This is a genomic window from Psychrobacillus sp. INOP01, from assembly GCF_018140925.1.
Classification (GTDB): domain Bacteria; phylum Bacillota; class Bacilli; order Bacillales_A; family Planococcaceae; genus Psychrobacillus.
Window position 1 is genome coordinate 3,918,358 of record NZ_CP073315.1, and the last position, 21,767, is coordinate 3,940,124.

The window sequence follows — 21,767 nt, forward strand, 5'->3', positions numbered from 1 at the left end:
ATAAAACTATGTCTGACACAATTAAACTTTTAGTAGTTGAGGATGAAGAACGTATTCGTCGTCTATTGAAAATGTATTTAGAACGAGAAGGCTATGAAGTAGAAGAAGCTGAAAATGGAGAAGTTGCATTACAGCTCGCATTAGAATTTGAGTATAATTGCATCCTTTTAGATATAATGATGCCCGAAAAAGATGGCATTGAAATGATGACGGAGCTACGCATGCATAAAGAAACACCAATCATATTATTGACAGCTAAAGGTGAAGAGGCTAACCGCGTGGAAGGTTTTGAACTGGGAGCAGATGATTATATAGTCAAACCGTTCAGCCCAAGAGAGGTAGTGTTACGAGTAAAAGCTCTTTTGAAGCGTTCTACAGCTTTTGCACCTTCACAAGGAACGTCTATTTCTAAAGAAATAGTAGTGTTTCCGCATCTAACGATAGATCATGATGCGCATAGAGTTACTGCGGATGGTGTTGAAGTAGGTTTAACTCCTAAAGAATATGAATTACTTTATTTCTTAGCGAAAGCACCAGACAAAGTATTTGATCGCGAGCAATTATTAAAAGAAGTGTGGCATTATGATTTCTTCGGGGATTTAAGAACTGTTGACACTCATGTAAAACGGTTACGCGAAAAGTTAAACAGAGTTTCTGAAAAGTCTGCTAAAATGATTGTTACTGTGTGGGGTGTCGGATACAAATTTGAGGTAGTAAATGAATAGGATTTGGAATAGTGTTGTCGGGAAGCTATGGGGAACCATACTGCTTCTCGTCTTATTTGTGTTATTTATTGTAACCGTTTTACTACTTGAATTTCTTGGAGATTTCCACACAGAGCAGGCGGAGGAATCACTTCGTAAAGAGGCAATAACTATCGGTAAAATTGTTGAGCAGCATGATAATGTAGAAGATTCGTTTGAAATAATACAAGATATTTTAGGCACAGAAACTAACACTTTAATTGTTCGAAATTCAGAATCCATTTTTTTATCTGTCCATGAAGGGTTGAACAAAGAGGTAGTACAAAAAAAGATATTGGATGATAAGCAATTGTCTAAAATATACACATCCGATGAGCCAATCGTGAAGAAAATGCTGATGCCTGCTATGAATAGTGAGGATCGGATGGAAGATTATATTATTCTAGCTACACCACTTGAATCCAATAAAAATATTCATGGCGCTGTATTTATTTATCAAAGCTTAGAAGTTGTTAGTAAGACGACGAATAGTACGACGAAAATTGTTTTCTTATCAGGATTTATCGCATTACTACTAACTACAATGTTTACTTTTTTCTTAACTTCTCGTATTACTTTACCTCTAAGATCTATGAGGGAAGCTGCGATTCAATTAGCTAAAGGTAATTTTGAAACAAAAGTTCCTTATCTTCAGAAGGATGAAATTGGGGAACTAGGAATCGCATTTAACCAAATGGGCAAACAATTGAAGCACCATGTAGAAGTGATCAATCAAGAGAAGGAGCAATTAGCGAGTATACTAACATCTATGACAGATGCGGTTATTACATTTGATACTAAATTTGAAGTTCAAGTTAGTAATCCGCAGGCAGATTTATTATTCGATAAGTGGTATAAAAATGCAGAAACATTAGAAGATTCGAAGTTACCTGCAGAACTACATCATCTTTTGGAATATGTCTTTGATGTACAAGAAGAGTTTGATGAAAAGCTAGAGATTAAAGGATCCTATTTTGCTGCATCTATTAGTCTGTTATTCACAAGTGGTAATGCTGTGCGTGGTGCGGTAATTGTGCTTCGTGATATGACCGAACAGCATCGTTTAGATAAAATGAGATCAGATTTTATAGCCAACGTTTCGCATGAGCTCAGAACACCTATTTCGATGCTTCAAGGCTATTCAGAAGCAATAATAGATAATGTCATAACAACCGAAGACGATAAAAATGAAATGATCCGTATTATATATGATGAGTCTAAGCGAATGGGAAGACTAGTAACTGAATTGTTAGACTTGGCACGCCTAGAATCAGGTTATTTGAGTATTTATAAAGAGAAAGTTTCTGTTGTTCCGACATTTGAACGAATAACACAAAAATTTGATCAGGTTGCCAAAGAAAAAGATATTAGATTGAACTTTGAGCATAACTTAACAGAAGACTTGTTGATGGAACTTGATGAGGACCGAATGGAACAAGTGCTAACTAATTTGATCGATAATGCTCTTAGGCATACGAAAGAGAATGGCTCTGTTACCGTCCAAATAAGTAAGACAGATGCTCAATTTGTTATAAAGGTAATTGACACTGGGTATGGGATTCCAAAAGAAGATCTTCCTTATGTCTTCGAACGTTTTTATAAAGCTGATAAGGCTAGAACAAGAGGAAAAAGTGGCACTGGCTTAGGATTGGCTATCGCAAAAAATATTGTGGAAAGACATGATGGTGTCTTAACTGCAGAAAGCGAGATAGGGGTAGGTACATCCTTTATTATAAATTTACCAATAAAGTGAACCTTCAATCAGTGTGGGATTCTTCATCTCCACTGATTGTAAATAAGATTTAGGCTATAACGTAGCGTTATGCTGCAATGTCATCTTATTGTCCCGTAGCTCGCAGTTATCTCTCCCACTTAAACTTGGTTGCTAAGACCTAGCCTTGAAGTGTGTGTCCTAAAACGTACAGGACGTACTATTGCCGATGTTGCCATAGGACGTGGCGACTTGAATCGGCCTGCCCGTAAATAAGTGATAAAAGCCGTGTAACAAAAACGGACTTGAAACGACTAATTGAAAGAACGGGGGGAGCCTATGAATGACTCCGTTTTCCACCGCTTGTATGATACATATCATCAAGATGTTTTTCAGTTTCTCATATATTTGGTGAAAAATAGACAAACTGCGGAAGACTTGGTCCAAGAAGTATATGTACGAGTACTTAAAGCTTATAGTAGCTTCGAGGGAAAAAGTTCAGAAAAAACATGGTTATTTTCAATAGCAAAAAATATAGCAATTGACCATTTTAGAAAACAGGCCGTCAGAAAAAAGAGGTTATTCGACTCATTTGACTGGGAAACGATGCAACTTGCATCTTCAGATATGCTACCGGAAGATTTAGTACAACTTAATGATGAGATGAGAACATTATTAGTTGCATTGGATGATTGTACTGGGGATCAGAAAATGGTAATTATCATGCGGTATTTCCAGGAGCTTTCGATTGCGGAAACGTCAGAAATTCTAAATTGGTCGGAAGGGAAAGTGAAGACAACGCAACATCGTGCAATAAAAGCACTTCGTGAGCGATTATCTGATAAGCAAAAGGAGGCAGATGTTCATCATGAGTGAGAAAAAACCAGAAGATCGTGTATTAGATGAACTATTAAATAATATGCCTAAGTTTACAGATAAACGCTCGAAGGATGAAATATACCAACGGATAAAGTCGGAGATAGAAACTCAGGAGAAAACTGAAAATAGGAAGCGTATAGGAGTTTCAATGAATAAATGGATGCCTTATATCATTTCCGTAGCATCCGTATTAATATTAACAGTTCTCGTCTCCTCATATATAAATAATAATGAGAGTTCCACCAATGATAAGGCTGCAGAGTCATCAACGGCAAACGATAATATGAGAACGATGGAAATATATGAAGAAGCCACTGTTGGTGACGTAGAAGAGGAAAAGTCAAATGATATGTCGGTTATGTCTGGAAAAGTAGCGGCTCCGTTTGAAATAGTTCCGCTTGGTAGTCCATATACTTCAGTTTACGAGAATGATTTAAATGGCGGAACAGTTTTTCATTTTTCTCTGTTAGAAAATGCTCTTTCTGTACCAATCACGATTGTAATTCCTAAGGAACAAATAGAAAATAATTTTCCAAGCAAGACACCGAATAGCTTGGAGCTATATGAAAAATATGCGTTTGGGATTGATGAAACTTCCCTTGGATTCCAAGAATATCATCCTTACAAAGGCTACTTTTTGGTTGATGGTAAAATGTTAAAGCATTATTTACCAGTAGATCATGGTTACGATACTGCCCCTGGAGCAGCGGCACCATATCTCTCTTCTATCAATGAAATTTTTAGTGATTTTGATTCATTATTAAGAGTAAATGAAGACGGCTCACCGATTGAATGGGATCAGGTCGGGACTTTAGATGAACCTGTGGTATTAACAGGTTCAGAGAAAAAGGTAAATTATTTTGCGTATAAGGCTTTTAACGAAGAGACTTATTTAACACCTAATTTTAATAATACATTCACTACACTAACAGAAGCTTTGATAGGTATGAAAAATCCGGAAAATGATATTTATACTTCTGTTATACCGAATGATGTTACTTATACAGTACAAGAGGATAAAGGTTTTGTAGTGCACTTCGATGAACCTTTAAACTTGGAATCATTTGATGCGGGTGAGGCATCTCGATTTATAGAAGCTTTTTCCTTAACAGCTGCAAGCTTTAATCAATCCATTCAATTAGAGAATGTCGTACAAGAAAATTGGAATGGAATAGATATGACTAGCCCACTTCCAGTTCCAATTGGACCGAATGGTTTTACTATGCAAACCAAATAAATTTCGTAAAATGCCATTGCTTATTAAATTAAGCATGGCATTTTTTGTTTTGAAGTGCTTTTCAACCTAATAGAAATTGTGCAAATAGCCCATAAATAACCTACCGAGGAGTAAAAAAGAGTCGAAAGCCCGCCCATTCAGGTTCACATATAACCCACAAATAATGCGAAATAACCAATATATTTGTTATTATAGCCCATGTAACTTCTATGAATCAGTGTAAATTAGTCGGAAAAGGTTATAAATTTTTCTGGATTATGGATTATTAATTGTTTTGAAACAAAACATATTAAGCTGTTTCCTAATTACAAACAGGTCTGTTGCATATATTGTTTTTATTTGATAAAATGTTATTAATTCAAGATAATTCTTGAAGGACAATAAAATATTGATTCATCTTCGGGGCAGGGTGCAATTCCCGACCGGCGGTATTAGAAATTTATTTCTTCAGCCCGCGAACCTTAACAGGTTGATTTGGTTAAATTCCAAAGCCGACAGTATAGTCTGGATGGGAGAAGGTGAAGGTGCAGTCGTTTTTCGTATGCTTATACGGATACGCTTATTTAAGTGTACCTTGTTTCTCCCTTGGACTTTATTAGTTCAAGGGATTCTTTAAGTATGCAAACGTGCTGAACCTTTCTTCTTGTGGAGTGAATCGCAAAAGGAGAGAGGATTTTATGTTAAAAGGCAAAACGCGGATGCTTATAGCAGTCGCAATGCTTAGTAGTATTTCTTTTGTTTTAATGCTACTTGCATTTCCATTACCGGTTTTACCGGCTTATTTGAAGGTGGACTTTAGTGATATACCAGCTTTAATCGCTGCAATCACGATGGGTCCGGTAGCAGGAATTCTAGTTGCATTTTTAAAAAATGTGTTAGATTGGCTATTTGCAGGGAGTCCAACTGGTGTACCTGTGGGACATATGGCTAACTTTGTAACTAGTATATTGTTTTTAGCACCTGTGTATCTGATTTACCGTAAAGTTACTACGTCAAAAGGGATTATGGTTGGTCTTGGAGCAGGTACAGTCTCTATGGCGATTGGAATGAGTGTATTAAATTATTATGTGTTCTTACCTATGTACACTTATTTCTTAAATTTCCCAATGGAAACAGGTTCTGCCTTGTTTAATACTATCATATTCGGTATATTACCTTTTAATTTGATTAAAGGTATATTAGTAACTATTGTGATGATTGTATTATTCAAACGAATGAAACCATTGCTTGATAAGGTAACTAATTCATATATGAAACCTAATACAAATTAACAAAAGGTTGTTTCTCCATTAGGAGGAACAACCTTTTTTAAGAGGAAAAAAATGAAGTGATTAAGAGAAAATGCTCCAATCAGAGTAATTTGGAGTGTAATACTCTGATTTCCGTTCCACGCGTAGGCCAACAGGATGTTGGTCACGAAGGCGTTGCCACACGAGGTGGCGTCTTAGCCAGCGTTCCTTTGTCTCCATCTGAAATGGAAATCACTAGTACTATTCATTATTTAAACTATCATGAATTCAGTGGTTACAAGACATTATTATATACTTTCTTAATCTTTAAAAAATGGTGATCATGACAAAGTCACAACCACCATTCAATATACTATTCGTATTTCAGTGCGTCGCCTTCGAAAGACTCATCTGCTACTTTAATAGAATCAGTAGGACAACCCTCAAATGCATCTTCCATATCCTCCATTAGTTCTTCTGGAACTTCTGTTGTACCCATGTTATCATCTAAAATAACGAAGGCAATACCTTCATCATCATAATCATAAATATCTGGGGCAGCGGCTCCACAAGCTCCGCATGCAATACATGTATCTTTATCTACAATTGTATATTTTGCCATTATTATATTCTCTCCTTTGTAACTACTAAAACGAATATGCTATCGTATTCATTCTAAAGATGTTTTCCATACATTTCAACCAAAATACTTCAGAAAAGAGAGGTATTCCTATGCATTTTCATCAAATATTACTATTTATTATACATAAAATAACCGGTCAACGTTCTGAGAATGCTCCATATTATTTATTAAAAGGCAAAAAGTCAGGGCAAACTATTCAAGATGTGACATATTTTCAACTTCATGCTTTTTTCTCTATCCTTCCACAATTATCGAAGGAAGATTATGATACAGCGATTAATGATTTGTTTAAAGAAGAGTTTATCCAGTTAAACGAATCACTTGTCTATATAACTAACAAAGGAGTAAAAGCATTACCTCAAGATAAAAAGCTTCGCTTAAACGGTTGGCAATATAGAGGTAAGGAACAAATCTTTTGGAAAAGAATCGACTTGGTTGTCCAAACGCTATCACAGTTTCAAGCAAATGAGAAAAAATTTGTACCAAATCAAAAGGATATTGCTAATCAGCATTTTGTTAAAGACTTTTTAATTCAGCATAATTTTCGTCACTCCAACTTAAAGAATGATATTAAGCAAGAAATATTTCATTTACTTGAAAATTCTACTTTAGATGACATACACAGAACATTATTTGTTTATAGATTCAGCGGCTATAACAAAACTGGTTTGACATGGGAACAACTGGCTCGCTACTATCAAATGACTGATTTGGATATCAAAATTACTTTTTTAGAATGCTTACATTGTATGTTAGACAATATTTCGATGGAGACAAGTCCTCGGTTATTCGATTTAGCTAAAGATATTCATATTGATTCACCTCTAACTGAATCTGCTTTTAGAACAAATAGCCTATTTGAGAAGGGATATTCTATTGAACAAATTGCTAGAATAAGAAAGTTGAAGATTAACACAATAGAGGATCATGTTATTGAAATAGTCTCAAACAATAAAAACTTCTCTATTTCACCTTTTATTTCTAGTGAGCAAGTAGAAGGAATTCTTCATCTATCAAACGAGTTACATACAAAAAAACTTACATTAATAAAAGACAGATTACCAGAAGTTAGTTACTTTCAAGTGCGTTTAGCATTGACAAAGGGAGAACAAATTCATGAATAAATTATATGAAATTCTTCAGAAAAAGTTCGGCCATGCAAACTTCCGAGAAGGTCAACAAGAAGTAATTGAGCAAATTATAGATGGAAAAGATGTTGTCGCTATACTTCCTACTGGCATGGGAAAATCCCTTCTCTATCAGCTACCAGCTTACCTAATGGAAGGAACTGTGATTATAGTCTCGCCTCTTTTATCTCTTATGCAGGATCAAGTGGAGCAATTGAAAATACTAGGGGAAAAAAGAGTTATTGCCATCAATTCATTTTTACCATTTCAGGAAAGAGAATTGGCGATACGCCAGCTAGCTGATTATAAATTCATATTCACTTCACCAGAGATGCTGCAAAATGAACAATTTAACCAAGCGCTTAGAAATCTTTCCATCGCATATGTCGTGGCCGATGAAGCGCACTGTATTTCTCAGTGGGGATTTGATTTTCGACCTGATTATTTAAGAATATCCAATTGGTTACATTCACTAAAAACTGTGAACGTTCTTGCGTTAACAGCAACTGCGACAAAAGAAGTTGTGGGGGATATTAAAAAGACTTTACGGATGAAAAAACCATTTGAATACATTCATTCACTTGATCGACCTGCTATTGCATATGAAATGGTCGAGGTAGAAAATCATCTAGAAAAAATGAACTGGATTATAGGTAGAGTCACCACAACAGAAGGTCCAGGGATAATTTATACTCAATCACGTAAAAAGACGGAAGTTTATGCAGAGATGCTACGAGAACAAGGAATTTCTGTTGCCTATTACCATGCCAAAATGGAGCAAAGTGACCGGATATTAATCCAGCAACAGTTCCAGCAAGGGCAATTAGATTGGATTTGTGCGACTAACGCCTTTGGAATGGGTATCCACAAAGATAATATTAGACAAATTATTCATGATCATATTCCTACATCTGTAGCAGGTTATATGCAGGAGGTTGGTAGGGCTGCTAGAGATGGCAATCAAGCAATCGCCTCTCTTTTATATACTTCTACGGATGTTGACCAAACTTTTTACGTAGCTATGCAAGACTTTCCAGAGGAGCAAGACATTCATATTGCTTATCACTCTGAGTATTCTGAAGTCGAACAGGCAGAGACTACAGCACGTATTCTAACTTATTGGAAAGAGCAATTAAATGAACAAGAAACTATTCAATTATTTAAGCAAATTAAACAAAAAAAGTGGCAGGATATACAAAGTTTTTACTCGATGATACAAAACGATATTTGTTTACGTCAGCAGCTACTACATTTTTTTGACCAACCATTGATAGAAAAACCTTACTATTGTTGTTCCAAATGTAAGTTAGACGTTTCAAGCATCTTACGAAAAAGATCAGATGAAAAAAATGACCAAGACGAATTGAATTGGAAGGATAGACTAAATTCTCTCCTCCCATCTTAATACTTTTGTTAAGTTTACTTTTTCTACAATATTCGTCATAATAGAAGTAGAAATGAAGGTAGAAATGGAGTTTGAATAAAATGAACCAAGATGATTATCAAAAAAAAATCGACGAACATCGACAATCCATTGGACAAGATGACGATTCCAATGAAATGAGAAGAAGTAGAAGTTCAAATAAGAAACCAAAGAAAAAATCTAGAAACTTATTAATTCCTACTGTCTTTTGTATTTTTATATTAATACCAGTTAGTATCTTTATTTATGTGCAATTTTTCTATGAAGCTGATCCAGATAAAGCAGAAGTAGTAAAAAATGATACGATACATGTTGAAACACAGACAATTAATAATGGAACAGAAAAAGAGGATACTCCTAAAGAAGAAGCAGATGTCAAAGAAGAAGTAGAAACTCCAGTAGTAACTACTCCTAAAGAAACAGAGCAATCAGTTAAAGAACCAAAAGAGGAAGTTACTGAAGAGCCAAAGAAAGAACCAACTCCAGTAGAGAAAACAGAGCCTACCGATGTGGCCGGTTCTAAAACGCATATAGTAAAGGAAAATGAAACACTATATCGTATAGCCGTAAATTATTATAATGATCCATCAGCAGTCGAAAAAATAAAGTCTGCAAATGGTCTAACATCGAATGAAATTGCAGTTGGACAAAAGCTAGTGCTCCCTTAAACGTAAAGAAAGAAGGATATTTTTCACAAATGTTGAATATATAAAGTATATCCTAAGTTGGAAGAGGTGCTAATATGTTTGTAAAAAGTGTGATGATCCCAAAAGAAAAATGTATAACTGTTCAAGTGGATACGACGGTATCGTCGGCTCTCCGTAAATTAGAAGAAAAAGAAATGGATGCTTTACCGATTCTAGATAATGGAAAATATGTAGGTATGTTCAATAAGTACCTTTTGTATAAAGCTCATTTCTATAGCAGTCTTGATAATGACGCTTTCATGGAGCAAACAAAAGTAACAGATATTATGACGAACGAAGACATATTTGTTCGCTACGAGGAAGTTTTTGAAAATGCAATGATTAAGCTTCATGATTTTCCAGTCATAGCTGTGGTTGAGGAAGGGAAATTTCTTGGATTGGTCACCCGTTATGACGCAGTTGAACAATTTAAAAGTGCATTTGGTATGAATAGTAAAGGAACACGTATTACATTCACTTCTGTGGAATCGGAGGGGCGGATTCAAAAAATGACGGATGTGCTTCATAAATATCATGCCTCAGTCATTTCAATCGTTACTTTTGATGAAACAGATAAACTATTTAGACGTATTGTATTAAAGATTGAAAACGATTCAAAGATAGATCGGATTTTAGCTGATCTAGAAAAGTCAGGGTTTCGTGTTTTACATATTGACAAAGAAGAGTAGAATTATCAATATTAGACACGAATGTAGGACAGGGGAATTTCCCTGTCCTTTTCCATGTTGTTTGGGGGGATATACTTGATTGGATGGATAATTGGTATTGTATTGGTTATATTTTTTAGTATTTTTTTGTATATGTTATTTTTAGCTTTTCAAACAAATGTTCATACCCACTCTTTATTAATTGACGAATGGACGAAGGACAGTCAATTTCATATTTTTTTCATATCTGATATCCATCGGAGAAAATTAAGTGAGAAACTTATTCAAAACCTCATCGGAAAAGTAGATATAGTAATAATTGGAGGAGATTTGACAGAAAGAGGCGTCCCGTTAAAACGGACTAATGAAAATATTAAGAATCTTGCCAAGTTAGGTAGTACCTGTTACGTGTTCGGTAACAATGATCGAGAAGTTGGGGAACAAAACTTACGGAGTATCTTAGATGCCCATGACGTTCATATATTGGAAAATAGCTCAGTTAAATTTGAAAAAAACAATTATTCTGTTCGTATAGTTGGGATTAATGATGGATTTGCGGGGAATGTAAAAATATATGAGGCGTACAAAGACGTTGAAGAATCGGATGTCATCATTTTTGCAACCCATGCTCCTGTGTATTTCAATAATGCCAAAAAGATAAGTAAGCCACATCTTCTTTTAGCTGGTCATCTTCATGGTGGGCAAATACGCTTTGGACCATTTGGGATTTATGAAAAGGGAAGCTATCGTGAAAAAGAAAATAGTGCAGAGCTCATTAGTAATGGGTATGGAACAACAGCTGTTCCATTGAGACTTGGTGCAAAATCGGAATGTCATCTAGTAACGATTAGTGGAAGACATTAAGTGAATAAAAGAAAGGAAGTTTTTTTGTGTATCAACAGGTAGATGTATTAATAGTTGGGGGAGGACCTTGTGGGTTAGCAACTGCTATTTCTACGCAAAATATTGGATTAAAAACCGTTGTAATCGAGAAAGGGAATGTGGTTGAGGCTATTTATAACTATCCCACACATCAGACTTTTTTTAGTACTAGTGAGAAATTATCAATTGGCGGAGTTCCATTTATAGTAGAGGAGAGAAAGCCAAAAAGAAACCAAGCGCTAGTCTACTATAGAGAAGTGGCAAAACTAAATAATATTGATGTCCATAAGTATGAACAGGTGCAAAAAGTAGAGAAACAAGAAAAAAATTTTAAGGTACACACTTCTAAGGAAACTTATGTGGCAACATATGTAGTCATTGCAACTGGTTATTATGATCACCCGAACTATATGAACATTCCTGGTGAAGAATTAGCGAAGGTACATCATTATTTTAAAGAGGGGCATCCATACTTCGGTTTAGATGTTTTAGTGATAGGTGGGAAAAATTCGGCTATCGATGCAGCTCTAGAACTAAACAAAGCTGGAGCTAATGTGACTGTAGTTTATCGTGGAAGCGAGTATTCGCCAAGTATAAAACCATGGGTCCTTCCTGAGTTTGATGGTCTCGTTAGAAATAATGAAGTACAAATGCATTTTAATACAGAAGTATTAAAAATTAGCGCATCTAATGTAATATTAAAAAATAGTCAAACAGGAGAATTCCAAATACGAAATGATAATGTATTTGCAATGACTGGTTATCATCCAGATCATGCATTTTTAAAGCAAATGGGTATTCAAATCGATGAAGCTACAGGAAGACCAGCTTTTAATTCAGAAACGATGGAAACGAATGTAGAAGGAATTTTCATTGCTGGTGTTATTGCTGCTGGTAATAACGCAAATGAAATTTTTATTGAAAATGGACGTTTCCACGGGGAGCAAATTGCAAAAGAGATAAAAAGAAAACAAGACGACAAGTAATGATTATTTAATCGTCAAAGATTTAAGTGGCGTTCCATAGTCCGAGTCTATAGAAAATCATCCCTAAATTTTTGAATTAGGGGTGATTTTTTTGTTTTATTTTAAACTAGGACGAAAGCCGAAATCGGGAAACTAAGCGATGAAAATGATGAAGACCCGATTGAAATTATCATTATCGTCGAAAGGAACAAATGGCTAAAAATAATACTTTTTCAGCGTCAAATGAATACTTTTTAAGAAGTGGGAAACATTAACGGGAGTAGATGCAGAAATGGAGGGATTAGGATGAAGAAAAAACATACTTTTGCGCTTGTGTCTGTTATTTTATCAACAGGGTTTTTATTCGGCTGTAACGGTGTCGATGAAGATGAGCCAGATCCGACCGAAGAACCTACTGAGCAAACAGAAGATAATAGTCAATAATATATTTTTTTATTAAAACAGGATTCATATAAGAACATCGTTCGATACTGAACGGTGTTTTTGTTTTATTTAAATAAATACGATTTGAGTTAGTAAAAGATAATTTACTAAAAGGATGTTAGTCAAAAATGGATATATTTCCTGTTCGCAAGTAAATCCTCAGAGAGAGAAAGTACCCCACAAAGGAGAGTAAGTAACGCATTCGATAGAGTTAATAAAATACTATTGAATTCAAGTAACTAGCATGGGAACGCAAGTAAATGGTCATTTGTAAAACGGTTATTATTAAAATGAGGAATTACTTAATTATTTCTACAATTAACTTCACTTTATTACTACAATTGAACAAGAGTAGCTTGCCGTAAACTCACTGAGTTACGAAAGCTACTCTTTAATAACCTACAAAACTTACCTCTAAAAAATACACTCGATTGCTTGTTGTGGGTCGGGATGGTTCAATGCTATTAGTAAGGCAAGTCGTGCTTTTTGTCCATTTAAACCTTGGGCAAAAACCACTCCTGCATCCTTAAGACCTTTCCCTCCACCTTTATAACCATACACGTCTTGCGCAATTCCGTTAAAACATCTGGATACTAACACAATCGGAATTCCTTTATTTAATGTTTCTTCAATGACAGAAACAAGGCTTGGGGGTACATTTCCTTGACCTAAGCCCTCCAACACTATTCCATCATACCCTAAATCTATCGAGGCTTTTAGCAAGTCTGGCTCCATTCCTGCATATACTTTAAACAATGTGACCTTTTTCTCGACGTGTTCGATTGGAAAAATGATACGATGATTGGGTGAATGATGAAAATGTACGACTGACTTAGATATAAAACCAATAGGTCCATATTGTGGACTCTGAAAAGTACTTACATTACTAGTGTGGGTCTTGGTCACATTTTCCGCAGTGTGTATTTCATCGTTTAATACAACTAATACACCTTTCATTTTTGCATGATCGGAAGAAGCCACTTGAATAGCAGACATCAAATTATATAATCCATCTGCTCCGATCTCATTGGAAGAACGCATGGCACCTGTAAGGACAATTGGAATTTCCGTATCAACCGTGAGGTCCAAAAAGTATGCAGTTTCTTCCAAAGTATCTGTTCCGTGCGTAATGACAACTCCATCTATATCGTCAGTTAAAATATATTGGTCAATAAGCTGTTTCAACTGCAACATCTCGACAGGAGTAATATGGGGTGAAGGAAGATTAAATGCCTCGATTTCCACTATATTGGCTAATGATCTAAGTTTTTCTGCCTCAATTAATAGTGGATTTTGATCTGCTGGAACAACAGCTCCGGTCTCTGCATGCACTTGCATGGATATCGTGCCACCTGTGTGGATTAGTAAAATAGTTTTCATTGTAAGTACCTCCCATATTTTGAGTATTTAAGGTATAATAGTAATAATGAAATGGAAGGAGTAAGCTTATGTTCATACTACTTTCCGTTGCAATAGCCCCTGCTTTAGCACTGTTAAGTTATTTTTACTTGCGTAAAGAAATTTCTGCAGAACCCTCCAGATTATTGTTACATACATTTATATATGGCGCTATATTAACATTTCCGATATTGTTTATTCAACATGTTTTTCAAGAGGAACAGATTTTTTCTTCTTCATTTATACATCAAGCTATTGTAACGAGTGCACTAGAAGAGTTTTTTAAATGGCTAGTTCTTATTGTAGCTATCTATAAGCATGTGGAGTTCGATGATCCCTACGATGGCATTTTATATGGTGCAAGCGTAGCGCTAGGTTTTGCGACTGTTGAAAATATATTGTATTTATTGAATTTTGGTATGGAGGAAGCATTTATACGTGCAATTCTTCCTGTTTCCAGTCATGCACTATTTGGTGTTTTGATGGGGTATTATATCGGTAGAGCAAAATTCACGACCATAACAAAATCACGTTATGAAATAGTTTATGCATTGATAGCACCACTTACCTTGCACACTATTTATAATAGTATTCTAGGTATTACAGGCTTGGAGCTTTTATTGATGGTACCATTTATGCTGTTTTTGTGGTTATTTAGTTTGTCCAAAGTAAAGAAAGCCCATGTTTTATCTCGTAGAAAAAGATATAAGAATCATGAATACTATGTAGAAGAAAAAGTCTAGCTAAGTGCTAGACTTTTTTTGTATATTTTGACACATTTTACTCCATGCTAAGTAAAAAGGAGAGATGTCGTTTGAAACAAATAAAATACATCCTGATTAGTTTGCTATTTTGTACAATTAGTTTTTCTTTGATCCATGAGCAACCAACTACCCAGGCTTTCTCTGCTCAAGTATTAGAACGAGGTGCTTATGGAGACGACGTTATCGAACTCCAAGCAAGATTACAGTATATCGGATTTTATAAGAGTGAGATAGATGGTAAATTTGGTTATAGTACCTACTGGGCATTAAGAAATTTCCAGGAAAAATACGGACTTCCGATCGACGGTCTACTTGGAGAAGCTACCAAAAAAAAATTAGTGGGCGTTTCTGATTATAACAAAGAATTTGTTCACGAGCAGATAAATAAAGGAAATAGTTTTACGCATTATGGTGGGGTGGATTTAGATAAGCAAGTAAAAAACCAAAAAGCAGAGAGTACAAATATGCAACTACCCCCACAATATTCGGAAAAAGATTTAAAACTGATCGCTAATGCTGTATATGGTGAAGCACGAGGGGAGCCTTATGAAGGGCAGGTTGCTGTAGCGGCAGTAATTTTAAACCGGGTCGAACATGCTGACTTTCCAAATACGGTTTCGGAAGTAATTTTTCAGCCTTTAGCCTTTACAGCAGTTGCGGATGGACAAATATGGCTTGAACCAAATGAACGTGCAAAGGAAGCCGTGTTAGATGCACTTAATGGCTGGGATCCAACTGAAAATGCCATTTATTATTTCAATCCAGAAACTGCGACTAGTGAATGGATTTGGAGTCGACCACAAATTAAAAAAATTGGACAGCATATTTTCTGTTCATAAGGAGATAAAATGAAAAAAACTATATGGGTAATCGTGTCTTCCGTTGCAGTAGTCTTCCTTATGTATCATTTCTCTGTTCAGTCTCAAAATAAACGACTAGAAAATGCATTAGCAGTACAATACTCCAATCAATTGACCTCGGCATCTGAAAAACTGACTAAGTTAACTGAGTCCGTCGATCAAACAATGTTATTTACGGATAAGGAAGCTTTAGATCAGCCTTTAGAAGATGTATGGAGAATTTCCTCGGATATAAGAAATTCTATAAGTTCATTGCCAATAAGTAATGAAACATCTACAGTATGGATGAATTATTTAAACAGACTAGGCAATGGTGCTGCCCAGGTGAAAAATGGGAAGGTGCCAATTGAGGAATGGCAAAAGAACATGGTCAGTGCTAGAGAAAACTTGCAAGCACTTTCAGATCAGTGGGCATTTACGAACAAAGACGGAGGGAATAAAGATTATATCGTAACTGCTTTTGTTCAAAATAAATTAGATAAAAGTGGTGAGAAGAATTGGAAATCACTAGGTAATTCTGTAAAGGCATATACAGAAAGTGACTTCCCAATGACTGCAAGTGAAACGGATCAACAAAAGAAAAGAGATTTACAGCATATTCAGGACACCGAAATTACTTCAGATGAGGCTCAGGAACGGTTTGTTAAATTGTTTCCAGAGTTTAAGGATGCAAAAATTCATATAACGGAAAGTTCCCAGGATGCTCCTTATCCATTTTACCATATTAAATTTCATGAAGGCATTCGAATAGGATACGCAGATTTAACCAAAAAGGGTGGACATATACTGTCATTTTTAATGGAAAGACCCTTTGACAAGACGACTATAACAGTACAACAGATGAAAGATAAATCTGCTGAATATATGAAAACATTAGGATTTGAGGACACTGAGATGGTAGAATATCGTGAGAATTCAGTGGCTTGGCATTTATCATTTGCGAGATTAGACGAGAATAATGATGCATTGATTTATGCGGATGGCATCCAATTGAAAATCGCGAAAGATAATGGTGAATTGCTCGGTTTAAATGCAATGGAATATATTCAGAAAGAAAAAACTGAGAAGCAAGAAATAGTGCCATTAGATAAAACGGAACTATTTTCGAGTAACTTCTTAATTGAGGAAGAGCGCCTAGCATATGTAGAAAACAAGCAACTCCAACAACGTTTGGCCTATCAATTGTTAGCTAGGAATGATGCTATTGGCACGTACAAAATTTATATAGATACCGAAAACCACGAAATATTACATGCAGATAAACTTCCGTAGAATTTTTTTCTGTAGAAAAATAATCACTTCAATGTCATAATAGAAAGTATATTATGACACTAAAGAGGGTTGCTTATGAAAATCAAACTTGGTACACATTTAACGTTAGAGCCAACCTTTATTGATAAAACAGAAAAATATCGATGTAAAGTGGTCGATCTAGACGATCAATTTATTTATATCGATTATCCAATGGATACAATCTCCAATAGAACAGTTTTTTTAATGGACGGCATGCAGCTTAGAGCAACTTTTGTGGAAGATTCAAAGGCGGTTTATGCGTTTCAGACAGAGGTATTAGAAAAAAAATCAAAACAAATACCAATGGTTAAGCTTGCGCTTCCAGCAGAATCCGAATTTTTGCGTATACAACGTAGAGATTTTGTTCGCGTTAATACATCTATAGATATTTCTGTACAATTCGATGAGGAAAAATATCAATTCGTTACAGATGATATAAGTGCTGGAGGAACGGCGGTTATCTTAAACAAACCAGTAAACTTTAAAGATGGAGATGAAGTATCATTACTAATTCCCCTGTTGTTTAATAATGGTGATATTAAATATGTTACAACTCTAGCGCAAGTAATTAGGATTTGGGAAAAAGGATCCCTTACTATTGCTTCTCTGCATTTTACAGATACGGATGACCTAGATAAACAACAAATTGTACGGTTTTGTTTTGAACGTCAACTACTGATTCGAAAGAAAACAATGAGTTAAATGAAATGAGAAAAGAGGCTACACAAAAGTATAACTTTTGTGTAGCCTCTTAAAGTTTACTGCAGAACTATTTGGTAATTATTAAAAATAAGTTTTCATTTAGGGCGCTTGCTTTTTTCTCATTATTACGGTTCTATGATAAAATGTAAAGGAATAGAGTGGAGGCAAATAGATTGAAAAAGCAAATACAAATAGCCATAGATGGCCCAGCAGCAGCAGGCAAAAGCACGATTGCTAAAAAGACCGCAGAGTTACTAGGGTATACATATGTAGACACAGGTGCTATGTACCGTGCAATCACGTATAAAGCACTACAAGAGAACATAGATTTGCAAGAAGAAGATAAATTAACAAACTTATTAAAAGAGACTTCTATAGAGCTAAAACCTTCTCCAGCTGGTCAATTGGTATTTCTTGATAATGTGGCTGTCACTGAGGAAATTCGTTCAAAAGAGGTTACAGCTTCTGTTTCAGCGGTTGCTGCACATGCAACATTACGAGAAGAGATGGTTAAGAGACAGATGGAAATGGGCAAAAATGGGAGTATCGTAATGGATGGTAGAGATATTGGTACCCATGTTTTAAAGGACGCTGAGCTGAAGATTTTTATGAGTGCCAGTGTGGAAGAAAGAGCAAATAGAAGGTATTTAGAAAACCAAAATAGAGGAATTGAAACAAACCTTGAAGAACTTAAACAAGAGATTGCTCTTAGAGATAAGTTAGATAGTGAAAGAAAAGCTTCACCATTAATACAGGCAGATGATGCAATTTTTATAGATACGACATTTTTAACGGTTGATGAAGTATCGGAAAAAATTATGCATCTTGCAAAAGAAAGGATGTCTTAAATTGAATCTTTACTCCTTTGCAAAGACGGTTGTTTTTTCGGCGTTAAAACCAATTTATAGATTTGAAGTTATTGGGACGGAAAATTTTCCAAAAGATGGCGGAATTTTGTTATGCTCTAATCATATCAATGCATTGGATCCACCAGTGGTTGGGATACTTGCTCCTAGGCCTGTGCATTTTATGGCAAAAGCAGAATTATTTAATGTCCCACTATTGAAAGGGATTTTACCTGGAGTGAATGCTTTCCCAGTGAAAAGAGGACTGAGTGACCGTGATGCTCTTCGCACAGCTATTAAGCTTTTAAAAGAGGGAGAAGTGGTCGGATTATTCCCTGAAGGGACAAGAAGTAAGGATGGTACGCTAGGAAAAGGATTTAGTGGAGCAGGATTCTTTGCATTACGTGGAGAAGCGAATGTTGTCCCATGCGCTATTATAGGTCCTTATAAACCTTTTAAAAAGTTAAAAGTAGTGTACGGCGAGCCGATTGATATTAAACCTTACCGTGAAAGAAAGGCTTCAGCAGATGAAGTGACAGATATTATAATGGAGAATATTGCTAAATTACTAGAAGAGCATAAATCAAAATAATTAGAATATTATTTTTTATAAAGTGCTTCCTTTTGTAATTCTGTGCCAATTCGCATAAAATAGAATAGAGACGCTGTGAAGGAGGAATATCATATGTCAGAAGAAATGAACTTAAACGACACGAATGAGTTTAAAGAGGGTGAACTAGTAAAAGCAACGGTTGCACAAGTAGATGAGAAATCTATAATCGTAACAATTGAAGGTGCACCTTTTGATGGAATAGTTCCAATAAGTGAACTATCTAGCTTGCATATTGAAAAAGCATCCGACTCCGTTTCCATCGGTGACGAATTGGAATTAATGATTACTAAAGTGGAAGAAGCTAACTTTGTCCTTTCTAAAAGAAAAGTGGACGCGGAAAAGGCGTGGGATAAGTTAGAAAAGCAATTCCAATCTGGAGAAATAATTGAAACTGAAGTAAAAGAAGTGGTTAAAGGCGGACTAGTAGTAGATTTAGGTGTCCGTGGTTTCATCCCTGCGTCATTAATAGAGGATCATTTTGTAGAATCCTTTGAAGACTATAAAGGAAAGGTAATAACCTTTAAAATAGTTGAACTCGAAAAAGATAAAAATAGACTGATTCTTTCTCACAAAGCAGTCGTAGAAGATGAAAAATCAGTTAGCAAGCACCAAACATTCGAAGCCATTAAAAGTGGAGACGTATTGACAGGCACAGTACAACGTCTAGCTTCGTTCGGTGCATTTGTCGATATTGGCGGAGTTGATGGACTTGTTCATATTTCACAAATTTCATACGAGCACTTAGAAAATGTTGCGGACGTTTTAACTGAAGGTCAAGAAGTTAAAGTAAAAGTTTTATCTATCGATCGTGATGCTGAAAGAATTTCATTATCTATTAAGGATACACTTCCTGGACCTTGGGCAGAGATTGAAGAAAAAGCTTCAAAAGGAACAGTACTTACTGGGAAAGTAAAACGCCTTGTTTCATACGGTGCGTTTGTAGAAGTATTCCCTGGAGTAGAAGGGCTTGTGCATATTTCTCAAATTGCACATAAGCATATTAGTAATCCACAAGAGGTTTTAAAAGAGGGCGAAGAAGTACAAGTTAAAGTAATAGAAGTTAATAGTGCTGAAAAACGTCTTTCTTTAAGCATCAAAGAATTAGTTGAAAATGAAGATCGATATAATATAGAAGATTATCAAATGCCTGAAGAATCACGAGGATTTTCTATAAGTGATGTACTGGGTGACAAACTGAAAGGCTTCACAAACAATAATTAAAACCATACCCTATCTTGAACAGGTGACTTCAATAAAGTCGCCTGTTTTTGTCTTTTTGTTGTATAATACAACTTAGACGAAGTTGGAAGGATGAAAAAGCAATGACAAAACCAGTAGTAGCAATCGTTGGTAGGCCAAATGTCGGCAAATCGACTATATTTAATCGAATCGTAGGAGAGCGCGTATCCATAGTAGAGGATATTCCAGGGATTACACGTGATCGTATATATAGTTCTGCCGATTGGTTGACACATGAATTCAATATTATCGACACAGGAGGTATTGAACTAAGCGACGAGCCGTTTTTAGAACAAATTAAGCAACAAGCTGAAATAGCGATGGACGAAGCAGATGTTATCATTTTCTTGACGAATGGTCGAGAAGGAATTACAGCTGCAGACGAATATGTTGCTAAAATTTTATATAAAACAAAAAAACCAATCGTATTAGCTGTAAATAAAATCGATAATCCGGATATGCGTGACTTGCTTTATGATTTTTACGCTTTAGGATTAGGTGAACCTTTCCCAATCTCAGGCTCACATGGTCTTGGTTTAGGCGATTTGCTAGATGAAGTAGCAAAGAATTTCCCAGACGTAGAGGATATAGAATATGGGGAAGAAGTTATTAAGTTTTCTCTAATCGGACGTCCAAATGTAGGGAAGTCTTCTTTGATCAATGCATTTTTAGGTCATGATCGTGTAATCGTAAGTGATATCGCCGGAACAACAAGAGATGCGATTGATACGGAATACTCGTTTGATGGTCAAGAATACGTAATGATTGATACAGCAGGTATGCGTAAAAAAGGGAAAGTATATGAAACGACAGAGAAATACAGTGTATTACGTGCTTTAAAGGCGATCGAACGTTCTGACGTTGTTTTAGTTGTTCTGAATGCTGAAGAAGGTATTCAAGAGCAAGACAAAAAAATTGCAGGCTACGCGCATGAGGCAGGTAAAGCAGTTATTATCGTCATGAACAAATGGGATGCAATTGAAAAAGACGATAAAACGATGAATGTGATGACGAAGAAAATTAGAGATCATTTTCAATTTTTGGATTATGCACCGATTGTTTTCGTGTCTGCTAAAACAAAGCAACGTGTTCATGCACTTCTACCGGTTATCAATCAAGTAAGTGAAAACCATGCAATGCGTGTTCAGTCTTCTGTATTGAATGAGGTAATTGAAGATTCTGTAGCAAGAAATCCAGCTCCAACTGATAAAGGGAAGAGACTGCGTATTTACTATGCAACTCAAGTGGCTATTAAACCACCAACTTTCGTTGTGTTTGTTAATGAGCCAGAGATGATGCATTTTTCTTACGAAAGATTTTTAGAAAATCGCATTAGAGAGTCCTTTGACTTTGAAGGTACTCCAATCCGGATTATCACACGGGCAAGAACTTAATCCTATTAGTTTTAAAGGAGCG

General features: G+C 35.7%; 22 protein-coding genes and 1 riboswitch. Of the genes, 20 read left to right on the plus strand and 2 right to left on the minus strand.

Translation table 11 applies throughout. The features are described from left to right. The first annotated feature begins 8 nt into the window (after nt 1-8). From KD050_RS19245 to KD050_RS19265, 5 genes are all read left to right on the plus strand, one after another. Nucleotides 9-725 carry a response regulator transcription factor gene (locus tag KD050_RS19245; protein WP_211893906.1) on the plus strand — a complete coding sequence of 239 codons (717 nt, stop codon included), beginning with the start codon at nt 9-11 and terminating at the stop codon, nt 723-725. After that, nucleotides 718-2,496: an ATP-binding protein gene (locus KD050_RS19250; RefSeq protein ID WP_211893907.1), complete on the plus strand. Its 1,779-nt coding sequence runs from the start codon at nt 718-720 to the stop codon at nt 2,494-2,496. Before KD050_RS19245 ends, KD050_RS19250 begins: the two co-directional genes overlap by 8 nt. Before the next feature lie 297 nt (nt 2,497-2,793). Beyond that, on the plus strand, nt 2,794-3,330 hold the full coding sequence (gene sigX, locus KD050_RS19255; protein WP_211893908.1) for an RNA polymerase sigma factor SigX: 537 nt from the start codon (nt 2,794-2,796) through the stop codon (nt 3,328-3,330). Continuing rightward, entirely contained in the window at nt 3,323-4,570 is a 1,248-nt protein-coding gene (locus KD050_RS19260) for a hypothetical protein (RefSeq protein WP_211893909.1), read from the plus strand. Before sigX ends, KD050_RS19260 begins: the two co-directional genes overlap by 8 nt. 391 nt (nt 4,571-4,961) lie before the next feature. Beyond that, a riboswitch (FMN riboswitch) is annotated at nt 4,962-5,094 on the plus strand. Between the two features lie 153 nt (nt 5,095-5,247). Beyond that, the gene (locus KD050_RS19265) at nt 5,248-5,841 is read left to right on the plus strand and encodes an ECF transporter S component (RefSeq protein ID WP_211893910.1); all 594 of its coding nucleotides are present in this window, start codon (nt 5,248-5,250) and stop codon (nt 5,839-5,841) included. 331 nt (nt 5,842-6,172) lie between these two features. Here KD050_RS19265 and KD050_RS19270 read toward each other — a convergent pair whose 3' ends face one another. Then, a complete protein-coding gene (locus KD050_RS19270) occupies nt 6,173-6,421 on the minus strand; it encodes a ferredoxin (RefSeq protein WP_211893911.1) in 249 nt (82 codons plus the stop codon). 110 nt (nt 6,422-6,531) lie between these two features. Here KD050_RS19270 and KD050_RS19275 point away from each other — a divergent pair, with 110 nt between their 5' ends. The 7 genes from KD050_RS19275 (at nt 6,532) to KD050_RS19305 (ending at nt 12,637) form a co-directional block, all read left to right on the plus strand. Further along, nucleotides 6,532-7,566, plus strand: a complete 1,035-nt coding sequence (locus KD050_RS19275) for a YpbB family protein (RefSeq protein WP_211893912.1) — start codon at nt 6,532-6,534, stop codon at nt 7,564-7,566. Further along, entirely contained in the window at nt 7,559-8,974 is a 1,416-nt protein-coding gene (locus tag KD050_RS19280) for a RecQ family ATP-dependent DNA helicase (protein ID WP_211893913.1), read from the plus strand. The genes KD050_RS19275 and KD050_RS19280 overlap by 8 nt, the downstream gene beginning before the upstream one ends. An 80-nt stretch (nt 8,975-9,054) precedes the next feature. Beyond that, nucleotides 9,055-9,660 (plus strand): LysM peptidoglycan-binding domain-containing protein, encoded by a 606-nt coding sequence (locus tag KD050_RS19285; RefSeq protein WP_211893914.1) that lies wholly within the window; start codon nt 9,055-9,057, stop codon nt 9,658-9,660. Between the two features lie 74 nt (nt 9,661-9,734). After that, complete coding sequence (locus KD050_RS19290) at nt 9,735-10,367, plus strand: CBS domain-containing protein (RefSeq protein ID WP_211893915.1); 633 nt, start codon at nt 9,735-9,737, stop codon at nt 10,365-10,367. Nucleotides 10,368-10,442: 75 nt separating this feature from the next. Continuing rightward, nucleotides 10,443-11,210 carry a metallophosphoesterase gene (locus KD050_RS19295; protein WP_211893916.1) on the plus strand — a complete coding sequence of 256 codons (768 nt, stop codon included), beginning with the start codon at nt 10,443-10,445 and terminating at the stop codon, nt 11,208-11,210. 26 nt (nt 11,211-11,236) lie between these two features. Beyond that, the gene (locus KD050_RS19300; protein ID WP_211893917.1) at nt 11,237-12,214 is read left to right on the plus strand and encodes a YpdA family putative bacillithiol disulfide reductase; all 978 of its coding nucleotides are present in this window, start codon (nt 11,237-11,239) and stop codon (nt 12,212-12,214) included. Nucleotides 12,215-12,499: 285 nt separating this feature from the next. Next, nucleotides 12,500-12,637 (plus strand): hypothetical protein, encoded by a 138-nt coding sequence (locus tag KD050_RS19305; RefSeq protein WP_211893918.1) that lies wholly within the window; start codon nt 12,500-12,502, stop codon nt 12,635-12,637. 414 nt (nt 12,638-13,051) lie between these two features. Here KD050_RS19305 and KD050_RS19310 read toward each other — a convergent pair whose 3' ends face one another. Beyond that, the gene (locus KD050_RS19310; protein WP_211893919.1) at nt 13,052-14,017 is read right to left on the minus strand and encodes an asparaginase; all 966 of its coding nucleotides are present in this window, start codon (nt 14,015-14,017) and stop codon (nt 13,052-13,054) included. A gap of 68 nt (nt 14,018-14,085) precedes the next feature. On the opposite strand from KD050_RS19310, the gene prsW reads away from it, so the two are divergent. The 8 genes from prsW (at nt 14,086) to der (ending at nt 21,745) form a co-directional block, all read left to right on the plus strand. Continuing rightward, complete coding sequence (gene prsW, locus KD050_RS19315) at nt 14,086-14,778, plus strand: glutamic-type intramembrane protease PrsW (RefSeq protein WP_211893920.1); 693 nt, start codon at nt 14,086-14,088, stop codon at nt 14,776-14,778. A 44-nt stretch (nt 14,779-14,822) separates the two neighbouring features. Further along, complete coding sequence (sleB, locus tag KD050_RS19320; protein ID WP_211893921.1) at nt 14,823-15,638, plus strand: spore cortex-lytic enzyme; 816 nt, start codon at nt 14,823-14,825, stop codon at nt 15,636-15,638. A gap of 9 nt (nt 15,639-15,647) precedes the next feature. Further along, nucleotides 15,648-16,931 (plus strand): PepSY1/2 domain-containing protein, encoded by a 1,284-nt coding sequence (locus KD050_RS19325; RefSeq protein WP_211893922.1) that lies wholly within the window; start codon nt 15,648-15,650, stop codon nt 16,929-16,931. A gap of 75 nt (nt 16,932-17,006) precedes the next feature. Next, nucleotides 17,007-17,654: a flagellar brake protein gene (locus KD050_RS19330; protein ID WP_211893923.1), complete on the plus strand. Its 648-nt coding sequence runs from the start codon at nt 17,007-17,009 to the stop codon at nt 17,652-17,654. A 173-nt stretch (nt 17,655-17,827) separates the two neighbouring features. Beyond that, the gene (gene cmk, locus KD050_RS19335) at nt 17,828-18,502 is read left to right on the plus strand and encodes a (d)CMP kinase (RefSeq protein WP_211893924.1); all 675 of its coding nucleotides are present in this window, start codon (nt 17,828-17,830) and stop codon (nt 18,500-18,502) included. Between the two features lies 1 nt (nt 18,503). After that, on the plus strand, nt 18,504-19,091 hold the full coding sequence (locus KD050_RS19340; protein WP_211893925.1) for a lysophospholipid acyltransferase family protein: 588 nt from the start codon (nt 18,504-18,506) through the stop codon (nt 19,089-19,091). A 93-nt stretch (nt 19,092-19,184) separates the two neighbouring features. Continuing rightward, complete coding sequence (gene rpsA / locus KD050_RS19345; RefSeq protein WP_211893926.1) at nt 19,185-20,333, plus strand: 30S ribosomal protein S1; 1,149 nt, start codon at nt 19,185-19,187, stop codon at nt 20,331-20,333. A gap of 101 nt (nt 20,334-20,434) precedes the next feature. Beyond that, a complete protein-coding gene (gene der, locus KD050_RS19350) occupies nt 20,435-21,745 on the plus strand; it encodes a ribosome biogenesis GTPase Der (RefSeq protein ID WP_211893927.1) in 1,311 nt (436 codons plus the stop codon). The last annotated feature ends 22 nt before the right edge of the window (nt 21,746-21,767 follow it).